The organism is Pseudomonas sp. BGI-2 (assembly GCF_004310295.1).
In the GTDB taxonomy this organism is placed as follows: domain Bacteria; phylum Pseudomonadota; class Gammaproteobacteria; order Pseudomonadales; family Pseudomonadaceae; genus Aquipseudomonas.
The window spans coordinates 52,440-72,329 of the sequence record NZ_SISB01000001.1 but is presented as its reverse complement, the minus strand read 5'-3'; the positions used below and the strand labels follow the sequence as shown (position 1 = coordinate 72,329).

General features: G+C 59.8%; 14 protein-coding genes. 13 read left to right on the top strand and 1 reads right to left on the bottom strand.

Annotation, left to right across the window (positions count from 1 at the left end):
* Positions 1 to 39 precede the first annotated feature (39 nt).
* The 13 genes from EYC95_RS00305 to EYC95_RS00245 all read left to right on the top strand — a co-directional run bounded on the left by EYC95_RS00305 (position 40) and on the right by EYC95_RS00245 (position 19,385).
* Complete coding sequence (locus EYC95_RS00305) at positions 40 to 381, top strand: cupin domain-containing protein (protein WP_131058566.1); 342 nt, start codon at positions 40 to 42, stop codon at positions 379 to 381.
* 81 nt (positions 382 to 462) lie between these two features.
* Complete coding sequence (locus tag EYC95_RS00300; RefSeq protein ID WP_131058565.1) at positions 463 to 1,548, top strand: polyamine ABC transporter substrate-binding protein; 1,086 nt, start codon at positions 463 to 465, stop codon at positions 1,546 to 1,548.
* Positions 1,549 to 1,659: 111 nt separating this feature from the next.
* Complete coding sequence (locus EYC95_RS00295) at positions 1,660 to 1,917, top strand: hypothetical protein (RefSeq protein ID WP_131058564.1); 258 nt, start codon at positions 1,660 to 1,662, stop codon at positions 1,915 to 1,917.
* A gap of 380 nt (positions 1,918 to 2,297) precedes the next feature.
* Positions 2,298 to 3,755 carry a serralysin family metalloprotease gene (locus EYC95_RS00290; RefSeq protein WP_131058563.1) on the top strand — a complete coding sequence of 486 codons (1,458 nt, stop codon included), beginning with the start codon at positions 2,298 to 2,300 and terminating at the stop codon, positions 3,753 to 3,755.
* A gap of 75 nt (positions 3,756 to 3,830) precedes the next feature.
* Positions 3,831 to 4,256 carry an AprI/Inh family metalloprotease inhibitor gene (locus EYC95_RS00285; RefSeq protein ID WP_131058737.1) on the top strand — a complete coding sequence of 142 codons (426 nt, stop codon included), beginning with the start codon at positions 3,831 to 3,833 and terminating at the stop codon, positions 4,254 to 4,256.
* Between the two features lie 174 nt (positions 4,257 to 4,430).
* Positions 4,431 to 6,218: a type I secretion system permease/ATPase gene (locus EYC95_RS00280; RefSeq protein ID WP_131058562.1), complete on the top strand. Its 1,788-nt coding sequence runs from the start codon at positions 4,431 to 4,433 to the stop codon at positions 6,216 to 6,218.
* Positions 6,215 to 7,564 carry an HlyD family type I secretion periplasmic adaptor subunit gene (locus EYC95_RS00275; RefSeq protein ID WP_131058561.1) on the top strand — a complete coding sequence of 450 codons (1,350 nt, stop codon included), beginning with the start codon at positions 6,215 to 6,217 and terminating at the stop codon, positions 7,562 to 7,564. Before EYC95_RS00280 ends, EYC95_RS00275 begins: the two co-directional genes overlap by 4 nt.
* Before the next feature lie 2 nt (positions 7,565 to 7,566).
* Positions 7,567 to 8,934, top strand: coding sequence for a TolC family outer membrane protein (locus tag EYC95_RS00270; RefSeq protein WP_131058560.1), 1,368 nt, complete (start codon positions 7,567 to 7,569; stop codon positions 8,932 to 8,934).
* 105 nt (positions 8,935 to 9,039) lie between these two features.
* Positions 9,040 to 11,997, top strand: a complete 2,958-nt coding sequence (locus tag EYC95_RS00265) for an autotransporter serine protease (RefSeq protein WP_131058736.1) — start codon at positions 9,040 to 9,042, stop codon at positions 11,995 to 11,997.
* Positions 11,998 to 12,072: 75 nt separating this feature from the next.
* A complete protein-coding gene (locus EYC95_RS00260; protein WP_131058559.1) occupies positions 12,073 to 15,144 on the top strand; it encodes an autotransporter serine protease in 3,072 nt (1,023 codons plus the stop codon).
* 24 nt (positions 15,145 to 15,168) lie between these two features.
* Positions 15,169 to 16,857, top strand: a complete 1,689-nt coding sequence (locus EYC95_RS00255; protein ID WP_131058558.1) for a polyurethanase — start codon at positions 15,169 to 15,171, stop codon at positions 16,855 to 16,857.
* A 96-nt stretch (positions 16,858 to 16,953) separates the two neighbouring features.
* Positions 16,954 to 18,807 (top strand): polyurethanase, encoded by a 1,854-nt coding sequence (locus tag EYC95_RS00250; RefSeq protein ID WP_131058557.1) that lies wholly within the window; start codon positions 16,954 to 16,956, stop codon positions 18,805 to 18,807.
* A gap of 215 nt (positions 18,808 to 19,022) precedes the next feature.
* Positions 19,023 to 19,385, top strand: coding sequence for a hypothetical protein (locus EYC95_RS00245; protein ID WP_131058556.1), 363 nt, complete (start codon positions 19,023 to 19,025; stop codon positions 19,383 to 19,385).
* 117 nt (positions 19,386 to 19,502) lie between these two features.
* Here the strand turns inward: EYC95_RS00245 and EYC95_RS00240 are convergent, their stop codons facing one another.
* Entirely contained in the window at positions 19,503 to 19,727 is a 225-nt protein-coding gene (locus tag EYC95_RS00240) for a YgdI/YgdR family lipoprotein (RefSeq protein ID WP_109631133.1), read from the bottom strand.
* Positions 19,728 to 19,890: the final 163 nt, after the last annotated feature.

The following is a 19,890-nucleotide window of genomic DNA, read 5'->3' as shown; positions in this document are numbered from 1 at the left end:
CGCGCTCTTCATCTATAGGCTCAATCGACAGGTACTCCCATGGGCATCACGCAATTCAAGAACACCGCAGCATTGGAACTGGAGGAGTCGAACCCCGTCGCCGTGCCGCTGGGAACGCCGGTGGCGGTGGCTTCGACCACCAGCGTCGAGCGCGACGATGGCGTCGAAACCGGCGTCTGGGAATGCACGCCCGGCCGCTGGCGCCGGCAGATCGTTGCGCAGGAATTTTGTCACTTCATCCAGGGCCGCTGCACCTTCACCCCGGACGTCGGTGAAACACTCTACATCGAAGCCGGCGATGCACTGATGTTGCCGGCCAATAGCCTCGGCATCTGGGACATCCAGGAAACCGTGCGCAAAACCTACGTTTTGATTTTTTGATTTTTGATTTTTGATTTTTGATCCTTTGATTGCCTGCCAGCCCTCCAATAAAAAGCACCAACCGCATACAGGAATCGACTCATGATCCGAAAGACATTCACCCTGGCACCCCTTGCGCTCATCGCGTCCCTCAGCCACGCGGCCGAGACCGTCAAGATCTACAACTGGTCGGACTACATCGCCCCGGACACCACCAAAAACTTTCAGAAAGAAACCGGCATCGCCTTCAGCTACGACGTCTACGACAGCAACGAAACCCTTGATGGCAAGCTGATGACCGGCAAATCCGGGTACGACGTGGTATTCCCGTCCAACCATTTCATGGCGCGGCAGATTCAGGGTGGGGCGCTGAAGAAGCTCGACAAGAGCCAGTTGCCGAACTGGAAGAACCTCAATCCGGTGTTGCTCACCGCGTTGCAGACCAACGATCCGGGCAACGAGCACGGTTTCCCGTACCTGTGGGGCAGCACCGGCATCGGCTACAACATCGCCAAGGTCAAAGCTGTACTCGGCGACAACGCGCCAGTGGATTCCTGGGACTTGATCTTCAAGCCCGAGAACATGGCAAAACTGCAAAAGTGCGGCGTCGCCATCCTCGACAACGGCCCCGAACTGCTGCCAGCCGCGCTGAACTACCTGGGACTGCCGCATCACAGCAAGAACCCGGAAGACTACAAAAAGGCTGAAGCGCTGCTGATGAAAGTCCGGCCGTACGTGAGCTATTTCCATTCGTCCAAATACACCAGCGACCTGGCCAACGGCGACATCTGCGTGGCCGTCGGCTTCTCTGGCGACATCCTGCAAGCCGAGACCCGTGCCAAAGAAGCCAAGAACGGTGTCGACATCGGTTATGCCATTCCCAAGGAAGGCGCCGCGATCTGGTTCGACATGGTCGCCATGCCCGCCGACGCCCCGGACGAAAAGGCCGGCTACGCCTTCATGAACTACCTGCTGCGCCCGGACGTCATGGCCAGCATCAGCAACTACGTGCACTACGCCAACGGCAACCAACAAGCTGACAGCTTGATTGACCCGGCCATAAAGAACGACACGAAGGTTTATCCAAGCCCGGAAATGATGGGCAAGCTGTTCGCGCTGGAGGCGATGCCGCTGAATATTGACAGGATTCGGACGCGGGTCTGGAACAAGATTCGGACGGGGAGTTGACAGCAAAATCCGCGCTGCCAGTTCACGACCGAAGCGGTTTTCCTTGATCATCAGCACGGTACCCTGCGCATATACGGGATATTCAAGTATCCCGAGTCCCCGGGTAAAGACGTGGGCATTGCGGTTACCTTTAATACAAAAAATGAAGACAGCGGTAAATATGAGTTCGATCACGCTGCGGTGAAGCTCCTTACCTACCTCAAATATGACTGCGGCAACCCCAGCACGTGGTATTGGCAAGCCGCAATTGGCACGGCTCAGCTCAACAATGGCTATCCAGCGCTCGCGGCAAGCGGACGTCTTGTCTTCGAAACGAAATCTCTTACGCAATCCCGATATGCAGTAATCGTCACCTTCGATATTTCATGATTAAGAAAAGTCTCTGTTCGTGGCGACCGGTTCATCGAGCCGGTCGGCGCGATGTCAATCCAATGGCACTCATACTAATAAGTCCGAAAAAACGAGACGCCTTCGACAAAATACAACTTACCTCTATTTAATATTTAAATACGCAATTGTCAGACAATTAGTCCGAAACCCTCAACTTGAAACTATATTTCGACAGCGCAGGCATTGTTTTCGGGTACTTGCTGGAGTTGCACAATTTGACGTCAAAAAAAATGTAGACGTTTGATTTCGAATTGTGTCAGCTTTCTTTCGCCTTCATTGGGCGAGTGATAGGACGATCTCGCCAGAGATTGTCGCTATCAGACAAAAACTGTTCCATTGCTAAACAAGGAAGTGTGTTTATGTCGAAAGTTAAAAATAACGCTATTGATCTTGCCGAACAGGCCTTTTCGCCATTGCAAGCATTGGCTGCGCCCAGTTCTGCGTACAACCAGATCGACAGCTTCAGCCATCAGTATGACCGGGGTGGCAATCTCACGGTCAATGGCAAACCCTCCTTCTCCGTCGACGAGGCAGCGACCCAATTGCTGCGTGACGGCGCTGCCTACCAGGACAAGGACGGCAGCGGCAAAATCGAACTCACCTACACGTTCCTGACCTCGGCGTCGTCGAGCACCATGAACAAGCACGGGATTACCGGCTTCAGTCAGTTCAGCGCACAACAGAAAGCCCAGGCCGTGCTCGCCATGCAATCCTGGGCCGATGTGGCCAAAGTCACGTTCACCGATAAGGCCACGGGCGGCGACGGTCACATGACCTTCGGCAACTACAGCGGCGGCCAGGACGGCGCAGCGGCATTCGCCTACCTGCCTGGCACCGGTGCTGGTTATGACGGTACTTCCTGGTACCTGACCAACAGCAGCTACACGCCAAACAAGACACCGGACCTGAACAACTACGGTCGTCAAACCCTGACTCACGAAATCGGTCACAGCCTGGGCCTGGCCCACCCCGGCGACTACAACGCCGGTGAGGGCGCGCCGACCTACAATGACGCAACCTACGCGGAAGACACCCGCGGTTACAGCCTCATGAGCTACTGGAGTGAAAGCAATACCGACCAGAACTTCAGCAAGGCCGGCGTCGAAGCCTATGCGTCCGGCCCGCTGCTGGACGACATTGCAGCGATCCAGAAGCTCTACGGTGCCAATACCACCACCCGCACCGGAGACACCACCTACGGTTTCAATTCCAACGCCGGTCGCGATTTCCTGAGCGCGTCTTCGTCGTCGGACAAGGTTGTGTTCTCGGTGTGGGATGCGGGTGGCAAGGACACGCTGGACTTCTCCGGTTTTACCCAAAACCAGAAGATCAACCTCAATGAGGCCTCGTTCTCCGACGTTGGTGGCTTGGTAGGCAACGTGTCCATTGCTAAAGGCGTCACTGTCGAGAACGCGAATGGCGGTTCGGGCAATGACCTGTTGATCGGTAACAGCGTATCGAACGAACTGAAGGGCGGTGCCGGCAACGACATCCTCTTCGGCGCGGGCGGTGCGGACAAGCTGTGGGGCGGTACTGGCTCGGACACCTTTGTGTTCGCGGCCAGCAGCGATTCCAAGCCGGGTGTAGCCGATCAGATCCTCGATTTTGTCAGCGGCCTGGACAAGATTGACCTGACCGCCATCACCAAAGGCGCGGGCCTGCACTTCGTGAGTTCGTTCACCGGTGCGGCAGGCGATGCAGTGTTGACCTCTTCTGGCGGTAACAGCCAGTTGTCGGTGGACTTCTCCGGGCACGGCGTGGCTGATTTCCTGGTCAGCACCGTTGGCCAGGCGGCGTTCTCGGACATTGCTGCGTGATGTAAAGCGACAAGGAGGGTGGCGCCGATGCGCCGCCCTCTGTGCCAAAGGCCGCAAGCCGGAGTAGAACAAGCGATGGTTCAAAACGCTTTTACCCACCGAACAACCGCGTGGTTCCTGGCGACGTTGATGATTTTTTTTGGAGAGACAGCCATGGCGAGCAGCCTGAAATTAGCAGATCCCTCGGAACTGGCCGGCAAATGGCAGGCGACCCTGAGCGCCAAAGACGACTCGCCAGAGTCTCAAGCGTTGCAGGACAAACCGTCCAATGTATGCGTCATCGACTTTCAACAAACCCAAACACTGGGTGAGGGCGCCAGTTGCTTCAGCGCCTGGCTGAACGGCGAAACCGCTATCGGTTGGTTCCCGGAACCGGACGGCATTGCGATTACCGGCAACGAAGGTTCGAAGATTCTGTTTCTCAGCCGCCAGCGTGATGGCTCTTATAAAGCCGCATTGAAATCCACCCTGGTCATAACACTTGTGCGCCAGAAGCAGTAATTAACAGGCCGCGGCTAAAAGAGTGACGGTCATTATCGTTATAAGCACCAAACCAGATTAAAAGTTGTTATTGGTTTGTAAGCGCTAGTGCGCCAAACCTATATCCGCCTCTGCGCGGACAGTTAATGGAAACTTCGTCAGGTATGACGAGGAATAACACCTCAGGAAGAACCCATGAAGATGGCAAAGAGCCCGGCCACCGCACCGTTATTCAAGGCATTGGGTGACTATAAAAGCATCCTGATCAGCGTCGGTTGTTTCACTGCGTTAATTAACGTGCTGATGCTGGTCCCGTCGATTTACATGCTCCAGGTCTACGACCGGGTGCTGTCTTCGCAAAACGAAACCACCCTGGCCATGTTGTCGCTGATGGTGGTCGGATTTTTCGCCTTTATCGGTTTGCTCGAGATTGTGCGCAGCTTCATCGTCATCCGCATCGGCAGCCAACTGGAGCGCCGTTTCAACCTGCGGGTGTATCAGGCCGCGTTCGAGCGCAACCTGCTCAAGGGCGAGGGCAACGCCGGGCAGTCCCTCGGGGACCTGACCCACATTCGCCAATTCGTCACCGGTCCGGCGCTGTTCGCGTTCTTCGATGCGCCGTGGTTTCCGGTCTACCTTTTCGTGATTTACCTGTTCAATGTCTGGCTGGGCGTGTTTGCGACCGTAGGCGCATTGGTGCTGATTGGCCTCGCTTGCCTCAACGAGGCGATGACCAAAAAACCCTTGGGCGAAGCCGCCGGGTTTTCCCAGAAGTCCAGCCAACTGGCCACCAGTCACTTGCACAACGCCGAAACCATTCAGGCGATGGGCATGCTCGGGGTGTTGCGCAAGCGCTGGTTCCAGGTGCATTCGCGTTTCCTCGGCCTGCAGAATCAGGCCAGCGACACCGGTGCCATCATCAGTTCCCTGAGCAAAACCTTGCGTCTGTGCCTGCAATCCCTGGTCCTGGGGCTGGGCGCGTTGATGGTGATCAAGGGCGACATGACCGCCGGGATGATGATCGCCGGTTCCATTCTGATGGGCCGGGTCCTGAGCCCCATCGATCAGTTGATCGCGGTCTGGAAACAGTGGAGCGGCGCCAAGCTCGCTTACCGTCGTCTGGATTCGCTGCTGCAAGCCTTTCCTCCGAGTGACGAGGCCATGACGCTGCCGGCGCCGAAAGGCCAGATCACCTTCGAACAAGTCAGCGCCGGTCCACCGGGGCAACGTGCGGCGACCCTGCACCTGGTCAATTTCAGCCTGGGTGCCGGCGAAGTGTTGGGCGTGCTTGGCGCCTCCGGCTCCGGCAAGTCGACCCTGGCCCGGGTGCTGGTCGGCGTCTGGCCAACCCTCGGCGGCACCGTCCGGCTCGATGGCGCGGACATCCATCGCTGGAACCGCGACGACCTCGGTCCGTACATCGGTTACCTGCCCCAGGACATCGAATTGTTCAGCGGCAGCATCGCCGAAAACATCGCCCGGTTTCGCGAGGCCGACCCGCAAAAAGTCGTCGAAGCCGCGCAACAGGCAGGCGTCCATGAATTGATCCTGCGCATGCCGCAAGGCTACGACACGGTGCTGGGCGAGGACGGCAGCGGCTTGTCCGGCGGCCAGAAGCAACGAGTGGCATTGGCCCGCGCGCTGTACGGCAACCCGAGCCTGGTGGTGCTGGATGAACCCAATTCCAACCTCGATACCGTGGGCGAAGCGGCGCTGGCCAGCGCCATCGCGCACATGAAAGCCCAGGGCACCAGTGTGATTCTGGTGACCCATCGTTCCTCGGCGCTGGCCCAGGCCGACAAATTGCTGGTGCTCAACGACGGTCGCTTGCAGGCTTTCGGCCCAAGCCAGGAAGTGCTCAAGGCGCTTGCCGGTAACCCGTCAGGCGCCCAGGAACAGCAACGTGAAAAAACGCCGCAAGCACCGGGCGGGCTCAGCATGAGTCGCCAGTATCAGCCCACGACAAGGAATTCGGGTGTATGAGCAGCGCTCGCATGAACACTGAAAACGAAGCGACGATGGAGCACGATTATATCGCCGAACGCCCCGAGCGTGATGCGCGTTTCTTCGCCCGCATGGGCTGGATTCTGGCGATCGTCGGCGCCGGCAGTTTCTTCACCTGGGCCAGCCTGGCGCCACTCGATCAAGGCATTCCGGTGCAAGGCACGGTCGTGGTTTCCGGCAAGCGCAAAGCCGTGCAATCGATGAGCAACGGCGTGGTCAGCCGGATTCTGGTGCGCGAGGGTCAAGTGGTGAAGCAGGGCCAGCCGTTGTTCCAGCTCGACCAGACCCAGGTCGCGGCCGACGTGCAATCGCTGCAAGCGCAATACCGCATGGCCTGGGCCAGCCTGGCGCGCTGGCAGAGTGAACGGGACAACCTCAAGCAGGTGAATTTCCCCGCTGAACTGAGCAACGATCCCGACCCACGCTTGGCGCTGGTGCTCGAAGGCCAGCGGCAATTGTTCAGCAGCCGCCGCGAAGCGTTTTCCCGCGAGCAGGCCGGCTTGCGCGCCAGCATTGAAGGCGCCAGCGCGCAATTGGCGGGCATGCGCCGCGCGCGGACGGACCTGACGGCTCAGGCCAGTTCGCTGCAACAACAACTGAGTAATCTCCAGCCACTGGCGGACAACGGCTACATCCCGCGCAACCGCTTGATGGAGTTCCAGCGGCAACTGTCGCAGGTGCAGCAACAATTGGCGGAAAACAGCGGTGAAAGCGGCCGGGTCGAACAGGGCATTCTTGAGTCGCGCCTGAAGCTGCAACAGCACATCGAGGAATACCAGAAGGAAGTCCGCACGCAACTGGCCGACGCGCAACTCAAAAGCGTGACGCTGGAAGAGCAACTGACCTCCGCCGGGTTCGATCTGCAACACAGCGAAATCATCGCCACCGCCGACGGCATCGCGGTCAACCTTGGGGTTCACACCGAAGGGGCGGTGGTCCGCCAGGGCGAAACCTTGCTGGAGATCGTGCCTCAAGGCACTCGCCTGGAAGTGGAAGGGCACCTGCCGATCAACCTGATCGACAAGGTCGGCACCCACTTGCCCGTGGACATTTTGTTCACGGCGTTCAACCAGAGCCGTACACCGCGCGTGCCCGGCGAAGTCAGCCTGATCTCCGCCGACCAGATGATCGACGAGAAAACCGGCGCGCCGTACTACGTGCTGCGCAGCAGCGTCAGCGACCAGGCGATGGAAAAACTCAACGGCCTGGTGATCAAGCCCGGCATGCCGGCGGAAATGTTCGTGCGGACCGGTGAACGTTCACTCCTCAACTATTTGTTCAAACCGCTGCTCGACCGGGCAGGCTCCGCATTGACCGAGGAATAAGGATGTTCGGTTGTATGAATAAGCTTTCAATGCTCGCCGCCACCCTGGCGTTGCTGACGTGCAACAGTGTGATGGCCACCATGGGGCCGTTCGATATCTACGAGCAAGCGTTGCGCAATGACCCGGTGTTCCTGGGGGCGATGAAGGAGCGGGACGCCGGCCTGGAAAACCGCATCATTGGCCGGTCCGGGCTGTTGCCCAGGATCGGTTACACCTACAACAAGGGGCGGAACACCTCCAAGGTGACCCAAATCAATGAAGGTCGTCCGGACTTCACTGAGGACCGCAACTACAGCAGCTATGGCTCGAACCTGACCCTGCAACAGCCGTTGCTCGATTACGAAGCCTACGCGGCCTATCGCAAAGGCGTGGCGCAGTCGTTGTTTGCCGACGAAGCCTTCCGCGGCAAAAGCCAGGAACTGCTGGTCCGTGTGCTGGAAAACTACACCAATGCGCTGTTCGCCCAGGATCAGATCGACATCGCGCTGGCGAAGAAGAAAGCCTTCGAACAGCAATTCCAGCAGAACGAACAGATGTTCCGCCAGGGCGAGGGCACGCGCACCGATATTCTCGAGGCCGAGTCCCGTTATGAACTGGCGACCGCCGAGGAAATCGAGGCGCGCAACGAGCAGGACGCGTCCTTGCGTGAACTGGGCGCGCTGATTGGCGTGCCGGCCGTCGACATCTCGGACCTGGCGCCGCTGGACCAGAACTTCCAGACCTTCAGCCTGCAGCCCGCCAACTACAACTCCTGGCACGAGATGGCCGTGGCCAATAACCCGAACCTGGCCTCGCAGCGCCAGGCAGTGGAAGTTGCGCGTTATGAAGTCGAACGCAACCGCGCCGGGCACCTGCCGAAAGTCAGTGCCTACGCTTCGGTGCGTCAGAACGAATCGGAAAGCGGCAATACCTACAACCAGCGTTATGACACCAACACCATCGGCATTGAAGTCAGCGTGCCGTTGTATGCCGGCGGCGGGGTGTCGGCGTCGACCCGTCAGGCCAGCCGGACCATGGAACAGGCCGAGTACGAACTGGATGGCAAGACCCGGGAAACCCTGATCGAGTTGCGGCGGCAATTCAGTGCCTGCCTGTCGGGTGTGAACAAACTTCGGGCTTATCAGAAAGCCCTGACATCGGCCGAAGCGCTGGTGGTCTCGACCAAACAAAGCATCTTGGGTGGCGAGCGGGTGAACCTGGATGCGTTGAATGCCGAACAACAACTATTTACCACCCGCCGGGATCTGGCGCAGGCAAGGTATGACTACCTGATGGCCTGGACCAAGTTGCATTACTACGCCGGGACCTTGAGCGAGCAGGATCTGACAAAGGTGGATGAGGCATTCGGCCAGGGCCCAAGGAGTCAATGATTTCCTCAAGAAACACCACATTTTTACCAACTGCTACAGATTCATTGCGGCCCTTAATGGGCAACCAGAATTCTAAAAACGCCAAAAAAGCGAGAAGTGATGAACATGGATGTACAGATCAAGCCGATGTCGGTCGGCACGTTGTTGCTCTGGATTTCAGTAGTGCCCGGCTCGGCTCAGGCGCTTTATCAGGAAACCGGCACTCTGGGTGATGCGGGCAGTTGGCGTACCACAGAATTCCAGCGTGACTGGGGACTGGCCCGCATGCAGGCCGACCAAGCCTACGCCGCCGGCATCACTGGCAAAGGCGTGAAAATAGGCGAGCTCGATTCAGGCTTCGATGCGGCCCATCCAGAATTCGCCACCGACCGTTACCACGCGGTGCTGGCCAGCGGCAGTTACGTCGACGGTTCACTGTTCAAAGTGGATGGTACCCTCAACACAAACAACGATTCCCACGGCACCCACGTCGCCGGCACCATCGGCGCCTCCCGCGATGGCACCGGCATGCACGGTGTGGCGTACAACGCGCAGGTCTACGTCGGCAACACCAACAAGAACGACAGTTTTCTGTTCGGCCCCCATCCCGATCCGCGCTACTTCAAAGCGGTCTATAACGCCTTGGCCGACGCTGGCGTGCGGGCGATCAATAACAGTTGGGGCAGCCAGCCACCGGATGTCAGCTACCGAACCCTCGGCGATCTGCACGCCGCTTACGCGCAGCACTGGAACAAAGGCACCTGGCTCGACGAGGCGGCGGGCGTTTCCCGGCGCGGCGTGATTAACGTGTTCAGCGCCGGCAACAGCGGTTACCCCAACGCCAGCGTGCGTTCGGCCTTGCCGTATTTCCAGCCGGACCTGGAAGGTCACTGGCTGGCGGTGTCGGGGCTGGATCAAAGCAACCAGCAGAAGTACAACCAGTGCGGGATCGCCAAGTATTGGTGCATCACCACCCCCGGCGCGAAGATCGACAGCACCATTCCCGACGGCGGTTATGCGATAAAGTCCGGCACGTCCATGTCCGCGCCGCATGCCACCGGCGCCCTGGCGCTGGTGATGGAACGCTATCCGTACATGACCAACCAGCAGGCGCTCGAAACCCTGCTGACCACTGCCACCCAACTCGACGGTTCAATCACCCAGGCACCGAATACCCGCGTCGGCTGGGGCGTGGCCAACCTCGAACGGGCGATGCGTGGGCCGGGGCAATTGCTCGGGCGCTTCGACGCCAATCTGGGGGCAGGGCAGAGCGATGTCTGGAGCAACGACATCTCGGACAACGCGCTGATCCGGCGTCAGAGCGAAGACGCGGCCGAACGCAGTGCCTGGCAACAGACCTTGAGCATTAAAGGTTGGCAGAACGGTGTGCCTGCCGGTGCCAGCCAGCAGGATCAGACGGATTACGCCGTCGGCATGGCTCGCGATTCAGCCGCCGCCAGCCGGATCTACGAAGGCAGCTTGATCAAGTCCGGTGCCGGACGGTTGATGCTGACCGGTGACAACACCTGGCGCGGCTCGACCGCGGTGAATGGCGGACTGCTGTCGGTCAACGGTTCGTTGGCATCCAGTGTGACCGTGAATGACAGCGGCACGCTGGGTGGGTCGGGCCGAATCGGCGCTCTGACGGCCAACCGCGGCGCTACGGTTGCGCCCGGCAATTCCATTGGCACCTTGCAGGTCAGCGGCGACGTCACGTTTGCGCCGGGCTCGACCTACGCGGTGGAGCTGTCGCCGACCGCTAGCGACCGGATCATCGCGGGTGGCACGGCCACGGTCAGCGGCGCGACGGTCAGCCTGTTTCTGGAAAACAGCCCGACCTTGCTCAGCGCTCAACAAGTGCAAAGCCTGCTCGGTCATCAATACAACATCCTGCAAGCGGCCGGCGGAATCCAAGGTCAGTTCGGCGCGGTGCTGCCCAATTATCTGTTCATGGGCGGCAGCCTCGATTACGCCGCCACCGGCATTCAACTGAGTGTGGAGCGCAACGACACGACCTTCGCCAGCGTCGGCCAGACGCCGAATCAGCGAGCCGTCGCCTCCGCCGTGGAAGGGCTTGGGGCGGGTAATCCGGTTTACGAAAGCCTGTTGCTGTCGCCGTCTGCGGGTACCGCGCAGCAAGCGTTCCAGCAGTTGTCGGGGGAAATTTATCCTGCATTGGGCTCGGTGCTGATCAACGACAGTCGTTACCTGCGTGACGCGGTCGGCGAGCGACTGATTGACGCCAAAGGCACTCAAAACAATGGCTGGATCAAGGCGCTGGGTGCCTGGGGCAAGACCGATGACCGCCATGACACCGCCGGTTACACCACCTCGATTGGCGGCTTGCTCGCCGGTGTCGATGGCGTGATCGACGAGCAAACCCGGATCGGCCTGGTCACCGGCTACAGCGACAGTTCGGTGAGCATGGGCTCGGGCACGCATTCATCGGCCAAGGTCGACAGCTATCACCTTGGCGCTTATGCCGGCCGCGAGTTGGGCGCCTGGCGCCTGAGTGCCGGCGGTGCCTACAGCTGGCATCGCGCCGACGTCAAGCGTGACCTGCAATACGGCGACGTCAGCGCCAAGCAGAAGGCCAAGGTTGATGCCGGCACCACTCAAGTGTTCGGCGAGGCGGCGTATCGCCTGAACCTGCAACCGCTGGCGCTCGAACCCTTCGCCAACCTGGCCTACGTACACCTCGACACCGAAGGCTTCACCGAGAACGGTGATGCCGCCGCACTGAAAAGCAGCGGCGACACGCGTGACGCGGTGCTCAGCACGTTGGGTGTGCGCGCATTGAAAACCGTGAACCTGTCCGCTCAGCAGCAACTCGACCTGAGCGGTAGCCTCGGCTGGCAGCACAACCTGAGCAATACCGATGCCGAACAGCACCTGGCGTTTGCCAGCGGCAGCACGGCGTTCTCGGTGGAGGGTTCGCCCATGGTGCGTGATGCGGCGCTGGTCGGCGCCCATGCCAGCCTGGCCCTGAGCCGCGACATTCGCTTGAACCTTGATTACACCGGCCAACTGGCCAGCCGCGAGAAGAGCCATGGCGTAGGGCTGAGCCTCAATTGGCAGTTCTAACGCGTGTTTCACAACATAGAAGTGTGCTTTTTAAGGCACAGGGATTTTGGCAAGACAACTAAGGATGGTCGCTGGATGAAAGTTAAGAACAACAACCTATTCGCCTTGAAAACCCTCAACCGCGCTCTGCTCTGCGCATTAACCTCAATAGGTACCGCACAAGCAGCGCCCTACGTGGAAAACGGCAGAGCAGGCGACCCCAACAGTTGGCGCAGCGCTGAGTTCAACGCTGACTGGGGCCTGGGCGCCATCAACGCTCAGGAAGCCTACGCTGCCGGTTACAGCGGCAAGGGCGTGAAGCTGGGAATCTTCGATCAACCGGTTTACGCCCAGCACCCGGAATTTTCCGGTGCCAACAAAGTGGTGACTCTGGTCACCAGCGGTATCCGCGAATACACCGACCCGTACATCCCGGTCAAAGCCGGCGATGCGTTTTTGTATGACGGTTCGCCCTCGGTCGGCTACGACGGCAAGCTCGGTTCCCACGGCACTCACGTCGGCGGGATTGCCGCAGGCAGCCGCGACGGCAACCCGATGCACGGCGTGGCGTACAACGCGCAAATCATCAGCGCCGACAACGGCGACCCGGGCCCTGAAGACGGCATCATCCTCGGCAACGACGGTGCGGTGTACAAGGCCGGTTGGGATGCGTTGATCGCCAGCGGTGCGCGGATCATCAACAACAGTTGGGGCATCGGCATCACCGATCGCTTCGATCTGGGCGGGCGCGACCCGGCGTATCCGCATTTCACCGTGCAGGACGCGCGACTGCAGTTCAATCAGATCCAGCCCATCCTCGGCACCCGCCAGGGTGGCGCGTATGACGGTGCGATTGCGGCCGCTCGCAGCGGCATCGTGACGATCTTCGCTGCCGGCAACGACTACAACCTGAATAACCCGGACGCCATTGCCGGCCTGGGCTATTTCGTCCCGGAAATCGCGCCGAACTGGATGACCGTCGCGGCCTTGCAGAAGAACCCGGACCTCAACAGCCCGGACCTCTACAACATCAGCATCTTCTCGTCGCGCTGCGGCTACACCGCGAGTTTCTGCGTGTCGGCACCGGGCAGCAAGATTTTCAGCGCGGTGATCGGCGGCACCAATGCCGATAACATGACCATCGGCTACGCCAACAAAAACGGCACCTCCATGGCAGCACCGCACGTCGCGGGTGCGGTGGCGGTGTTGATGGAACGCTTTCCGTACATGACCGGTGCCCAGGTTGCCAGCGTGTTGCGTACCACGGCCACCGACATGGGCGCACCGGGTGTCGACGCGCTGTACGGCTGGGGCATGATCAACCTGCGCAAAGGCATCGATGGCCCGGGGATGTTTGTCACCGAGCAAGACATTCCCGAGGAGTTCCGCATCCAGGGGGCCTACGGTTCCAGTCAGTTTGTGGCGGACTTGCCGGGCATCGGCGCGATTATCGACGCGGGCAAACCGACCGAACGGGTGTGCAACGATGTGCATTGCGGACTGGACGTCTGGCGCAACGACATCTCCGGCCATGGCGGCCTGACCAAGCAGGGCGTCGGCACGCTGGTGCTGACCGGCGCCAACACCTACGCTGGCCCGACGCTGGTCAATCAGGGCCGATTGGCCATCAATGGCTCGCTGCTCTCGGCTGTCACCGTCAACGACGGCGGGATCCTCGGCGGTAACGGCCGCATCGGCGCATTGACCGCGAAAAGCGGCGGCACCGTGGCGCCCGGCAATTCCATCGGCACCCTGCAGGTAGCGGGCGACGTGACCTTCGAGCGTGGCTCGACTTACGCCGTAGAGTTGTCGCCAACCAGCAGCGACCAGATCATCGCGGGCGGTAAAGCCGTGATCGACGACGCCACCGTCAGCCTGTCCCTGGAAAACAGCCCGACCTTGCTGACCACCAGCGAAGTGCAATCCCTGCTTGGCAACCAATACAACATTCTGCAAGCGGCCGGCGGGATCGAAGGCCGTTTCGGTGCGGTGCTGCCGGACTACCTGTTCATCGGCGGCACGCTCGACTACTCGGCCAATGGCATCCAACTGGCGGTAGAACGTAACGCCGCATCCTTCGCCAGCGTCGGCCAAACCCCGAACCAACGCGCTGTCGCGGCTGCCGCCGAGCAATTGGGCGCGGGCAATCCGCTCTATGAAACCCTGCTGCTTTCACCGACCGCCGCCGTCGCGCAACAAGCGTTCCAGCAACTGTCCGGTGAGATTCATCCGGCGATCGGCACGTTGCTGATCAACGACAGTCGTTACTTGCGCGACGCTGTTGGCGAACGTCTGCGTGAGCGTGAGCTGTTCGATGCCGCGGCACCGACCGATGACCGCAGCAACGCTTGGGTCAAAGTCCTTGGCGCCTGGGGCAAGAGCGATGGAGGGCATGACAACGCCAGTTCCAACAGCTCCATCGGCGGCTTACTGGCCGGTGTTGACGGTCTGATTGCTGAAGATACGCGGTTGGGTTTCGTTACTGGATATAGCGACAGTTCGTTGAGCATGGGCGATGGCACGCATTCATCGGCCTCCGTCGACAGCTACCACTTGGGTGCCTACCTGGGCCATGAAATCGATGCACTGCGCTTGAGCGTCGGCGGCGATTACAGCTGGCATCGCATCGACGTGAAACGTGACCTGCAATTCGGAGACGTCAGCGGCAAACAGAAATCCAAACGCGATGCGACCACCGCTCAACTGTTCACCGAAGCCGCGTATCGCCTGGACCTGCAAACGCTGGCACTGGAACCGTTCGCCAACCTGGCTTACGTGCACCTCAACCGCGACAGCTTCACCGAGAAGGGTGATGCCGCAGCGCTCAAAGGTGGCGAAGACAACCGTGACGCCGTGCTCTCGACCCTCGGTGTGCGGGCGAGCAAAGCCATTGCGCTGTCGGATAAACAGCAGCTGGAACTGTCAGGCACCCTGGGCTGGCAGCACAACCTGAGCAACACCCGTTCCGAAGATCATCTGGGCTTCGTGAATGGCAACACCGGGTTCAGCGTGCAGAGCGTGTCCCTGGATCGAAACGCCGCCGTCATTGGTGCGCGCGCGGGTCTGGCGGTGGCTCAGGATGTGCGGGTGAGCCTGGATTACAACGGACTGCTGGGCTCCAACGAGAAAGACCACGGTGTAGGTCTGACACTCGACTGGCAGTTCTGATTTCACGCAAAGGAAGCAAACAACATGGGACTGTTTGATTACAAAAATGCGGACGGCAAAGCGTTGTACAGCGACGCCATCGCGCTGACGCTGTATGCGTACACGCCAACCGGCCAGCCGCTGCCGGCCACCGGTTGGGCGCCGATTGGCGCCAAGCAGCTGGGTTATCAAGGCAAGGTCGGCGCTCAGGGCACCTTCTATGGCGAGAAGGACGGCTTCACCAGCGCCGAAGCTGAAGTCCTAGGCAAGTACGACGCGGCGGGCAAGCTGATCGGTATCGGCATTGCCTTCCGTGGCACCGGCGGCCTGGGTTACAGCGACACCTTCGGCGACATGAAGAACAACCTGCTGGCCGCCGTCGGCCCGGTGGATTACGCGACGAACTATGCGAAAAACGCCTTCGACAACTTGCTCAAGGACGTTGCCGCGTTTTCGATCGCCCATGGTCTGAGCGCCAAGGAGGTGATGGTCAGCGGCCATAGCCTCGGTGGGCTGGGGGTCAATAGCCTCGCCGAGCTGAGCGGCAGCAACTGGGGCGGTTTTTTCAAGGACGCCAACTACATCGCGTTTGCCTCACCAACCCAGAGCGCCACCGGCAACAACGTGCTGAACATCGGCTACGAAAACGACCCGGTATTCCGGGTGCTCGACGGCACCACGTTCAGCAGTGGTTCCCTGGGCAAGCACGACGGCCATCAGGAATCGGCGACCAACAACATCGTCAACTTCAATGACCAGTACGCGTCCACCTCGCAGAACCTGGTGCCGTTCAGCATCCTCAATCCGCTGAACTGGTCGGCTCATGGCTCGTTGGGCTATGCCGACGGTTTGAACCGGGTGATCGACTCGCGTTTCTACGACCTCACCGACAAGGACTCGACGCTGATCGTCTCCAACCTGGCGGAATCGTCCCGGGGCAAGACCTGGGTCGAGGACCTGGGTCGCAGCGGCGAGCCCCACACCGGCAGCACCTTCATAATCGGCACCGACAGCAACGACCTGCTCAAGGGTGGTGCCGGCAATGACTTCATCGAAGGTCGCGACGGCAACGACCGGTTTCGCGATGACGGCGGCTACAACATCCTGCTGGGCGGCAAGGGCAGCAACACCTTCGAATTGCAGAAGCCGTTGCAGAACTTCAGCGTTGCCAACGACGGCGACGGCACGCTGTACGTGCGTGATGCCTATGGCGGTATCAGCATGACCCGCGACATCGGCGCGCTGGTCAGTAAGGAGTCGGGTTCGTGGTGGGGAAGCAAGGAGGTGACTTACAGCGTCACCGCCAACGGCTTGCTCAACGGCAATGAACTGACCCACTACAACCACTCGCTCAGCGGTGACGCCTACGGCAACACACTGGTGGCCAGCGTCGACGGCGACTGGCTGTTCGGCAATGCCGGCGACGATCTGCTGCGCAGCGACAAAAGCCAGGTGACCTTCGTCGGTGGCGCGGGCAATGACGTGATGCACACCTCGGGGGGCAACAACACGTTCCTGTTCAGCGGCGCCTTCGGTTTCGACGCGATCAATGGCTACCAGGGCAACGACAAACTGGTGTTTTTGGGCGTTCAGGGCGCGGGGCAGGGTTATGACTACAAGCAACACGCTTCGCAGTCGGGCCATGACACGGTGCTGACGGTGGGCGATTTTGCCGTGACCCTGGTCGGGGTGGGACTGGACGGCCTGTCGGTTTCAGGCATCACGTTTGCGTAAAGGCTGCATGCACTAAATGCTCCGGGGCGCCTCGTGAACGAGGCGTCCTGGTTGTGAGCTATCTCTGACAATTCCAACAAAAGAGAGGCAATACCCATGGGTGTGTATGACTACAAAAACTTCGGCACAGCCGATTCCAAAGCGTTATTTACCGACGCGATGGCGATCACGCTGTATTCCTATCACAACCTCGACAATGGCTTTGCCACGGGTTACCAGCACAACGGCTTCGGCCTTGGCTTGCCGGCCACCCTGGTTACCGCGTTGCTGGGCGGCACCGATTCCCAGGGCGTGATCCCCGGCATTCCGTGGAACCCCGATTCGGAAAAAGCCGCATTGGAGGCCGTGCAAAAAGCCGGCTGGACGCCCATCACGGCCTCGCAACTGGGCTATGACGGCAAGGTCGACGCCCGCGGAACGTTCTTCGGCGAGAAGGCCGGGTACACCAGCGCGCAGGTCGAGATCCTCGGCAAGTACGATGCCCAGGGGCACCTCACTGAAATCGGCATCGCCTTTCGCGGCACCAGCGGCCCGCGGGAAACCTTGATCAGCGACTCGTTCGGCGACGTGATCAACGATCTACTGGCAGCGTTCGGCCCCAAGGATTATGCGAAAAACTATGTGGGCGAAGCCTTCGGCAATTTGCTCGGCGACGTCATGGCATTTGCCCAGGCCAATGGCCTGTCGGGCAACAACGTGCTGGTCAGCGGCCACAGCCTCGGCGGGTTGGCGGTCAACAGCCTGGCGGACTTGAGCACGGACAAGTGGTCCGGGTTCTACAAGGATTCCAACTACATCGCCTACGCGTCCCCGACCCAGAGCAGCACCGACAAAGTGCTCAACGTCGGCTATGAAAACGACCCGGTGTTTCGAGCCCTCGACGGTTCATCCTTCAACCTGTCGTCGGTGGGCGTACACGATGCCGCCAAGGCCTCGGCGACCGATAATATCGTCAGCTTCAACGACCACTACGCCTCGACGGCGTGGAATGTGCTGCCGTTTTCCATCCTCAACATCCCGACCTGGATCTCGCACCTGCCGACCGCCTATGGCGACGGCATGAACCGGGTGATCGAATCGAAGTTCTACGACCTCACCAGCAAAGATTCGACGATCATCGTCGCCAATCTCTCGGACCCGGCGCGCGCCAACACCTGGGTTCAGGACCTCAATCGCAACGCTGAAACCCACAAGGGCAGCACGTTCATCATCGGCAGCGACGGCAACGACCTGATTCAGGGCGGCAAGGGGAATGACTACCTGGAGGGGCGCGACGGTAACGACAGTTTCCGTGACGGTAGCGGCTACAACATCCTGTTGGGTGGCAAGGGCAGCAACGTGCTGGACTTGCAGCAGTCGGTTAAAAGCTTCGGCTTTGCCAATGACGGTGCCGGCAACCTCTACGTCCGGGATGCCAACGGCGGCATCAGCATCACCCGGGACATTGGCAGTATTGTCACCAAGGAGCCGGGGTTCTTGTGGGGGCTGTTCAAGGATGACGTGACGCACAGCGTCACGGCCAATGGCCTTGCCGTCGGCAACAACCTGACCCAGTACGCGTCATCGGCGAAGGGCGGCGCGGGGGCCGATACGCTCAAGGCGGATGCGACGGGCGATTGGTTGTTCGGCCTGGACGGCAACGATCATTTGATCGGCGGCCAGGGCAACGATGTGTTTGTGGGCGGGGCAGGGACTGACCTGATGGAATCGGGGGGCGGGATTGATACGTTCCTGTTCAGCGGTGCGTTTGGTCAGGATCGGGTCCATGGGTATCAGGCGAACGACAAGCTGGTATTTCTTGGGGTTCAGGGCGTAACGCCGAATGATGACTATCGGGCTCATGCCACGACAGTGGGGCAGGATACGGTGCTGACGTTTGGCGCGGATTCGGTGACGTTGGTGGGGGTTGGGCTGGATAGTCTGTCTGGCTCAGGGATTGTTATTGCCTGACAGTGATGTGGCGCCGGCGAGGGCCTCTTCGCGGGCAAGGCTCGCTCCTACAGGGGTGTGCGATTCCTTGTAGGAGCGAGCGGTTCGGCGTCCCGACTTGCCCGCGAAAAACGATAACGCGGTAAACCTGCCTGAACACGTGACCCGACAGTCACCTGCGGACTCCAATACCTTGCAACAACAGGATTGAGTACTGGATCAGGAGATTAAAGAACGTGAGTAACAGCAAGAGGCACATCATCGGTTTGGCACTGGCTCTGTTATCCACAAGTGCCGCCGCAGAATTGCCTCACAGCTCGATTTTGAGCCGCTATGGCATGACGCCAGATCAACTGCCGGCACCTGCATCGCCGGAAACCGTTGAACCCCTGGAAGAGAAAAGCCGTTTCCAGCTCCAGCCGGAAGAACCCTTTTTGACTTTGCGTTCGGGGGAAAAGCAACCGGAGATCACTGGCAACATCAGCATCGATCACGCGATGCAGCAGGATTACGAGCGCTGTAAGAAGATTCATGAAGAACTGAGGTTGCGGGGAGGGAAGTTCATCTCCTGCGATAACACTACGCCGTGGATGCCGTAGATTTCCGGTGTTTGTGAGGGCCTCTTCGCGAGCAAGCCCGCTCCCACAGGGATTTTGTAAACGCTGAAAATCCCCCTGTGGGAGCGGGCTTGCTCGCGAAGAACGATGACGCGGTCCTCAGTCTTCCTCGCGAACCGTGGCCACGTCGTTGGCATTGACCTTCACTTTCGCGCCAGAAATATCCTCAAACTCGTAAAACCCGTCCTTGGTCTTGGTTTTCGGCATGTCCTTGGTCAAATACTGGGTGCCGTTCTGCAGGGTCACGACCGTTGGCGTCGAGCAACCGGCCAGGGCCAGGAAGGCCGCCGCTGCCAAGGGCAAACCCAGAGTCTTGATATTCATACCCACCTCTCAAAAATGCTAAAAAAAGCCGCTATGCCGGTTGGTGCCATGGATCGGCAGAAAGTTCGATGGCCACGCGAAAATAGCCAAATAGCGTCGCCGCTTATCCTTTTCCGTTTGCACCGGATGCGCCGTAGCTGGTATCTGTACGCATAACCAGTAC

Bases quoted from the DNA above. Each gene is read 5' to 3' on its own strand.
- EYC95_RS00275 (WP_131058561.1), top strand. From the start codon at position 6,215: ATGAGCAGCGCTCGCATGAACACTGAAAACGAAGCGACGATGGAGCAC.
- EYC95_RS00270 (WP_131058560.1), top strand. From the start codon at position 7,567: ATGTTCGGTTGTATGAATAAGCTTTCAATGCTCGCCGCCACCCTGGCG.
- EYC95_RS00240 (WP_109631133.1), bottom strand. From the start codon at position 19,727: ATGAATATCAAGACTCTGGGTTTGCCCTTGGCAGCGGCGGCCTTCCTG.
- EYC95_RS00250 (WP_131058557.1), top strand. From the start codon at position 16,954: ATGGGTGTGTATGACTACAAAAACTTCGGCACAGCCGATTCCAAAGCG.
- EYC95_RS00255 (WP_131058558.1), top strand. From the start codon at position 15,169: ATGGGACTGTTTGATTACAAAAATGCGGACGGCAAAGCGTTGTACAGC.
- EYC95_RS00265 (WP_131058736.1), top strand. From the start codon at position 9,040: ATGGATGTACAGATCAAGCCGATGTCGGTCGGCACGTTGTTGCTCTGG.
- EYC95_RS00260 (WP_131058559.1), top strand. From the start codon at position 12,073: ATGAAAGTTAAGAACAACAACCTATTCGCCTTGAAAACCCTCAACCGC.
- EYC95_RS00305 (WP_131058566.1), top strand. From the start codon at position 40: ATGGGCATCACGCAATTCAAGAACACCGCAGCATTGGAACTGGAGGAG.
- EYC95_RS00285 (WP_131058737.1), top strand. From the start codon at position 3,831: ATGGTTCAAAACGCTTTTACCCACCGAACAACCGCGTGGTTCCTGGCG.
- EYC95_RS00280 (WP_131058562.1), top strand. From the start codon at position 4,431: ATGAAGATGGCAAAGAGCCCGGCCACCGCACCGTTATTCAAGGCATTG.
- EYC95_RS00300 (WP_131058565.1), top strand. From the start codon at position 463: ATGATCCGAAAGACATTCACCCTGGCACCCCTTGCGCTCATCGCGTCC.
- EYC95_RS00290 (WP_131058563.1), top strand. From the start codon at position 2,298: ATGTCGAAAGTTAAAAATAACGCTATTGATCTTGCCGAACAGGCCTTT.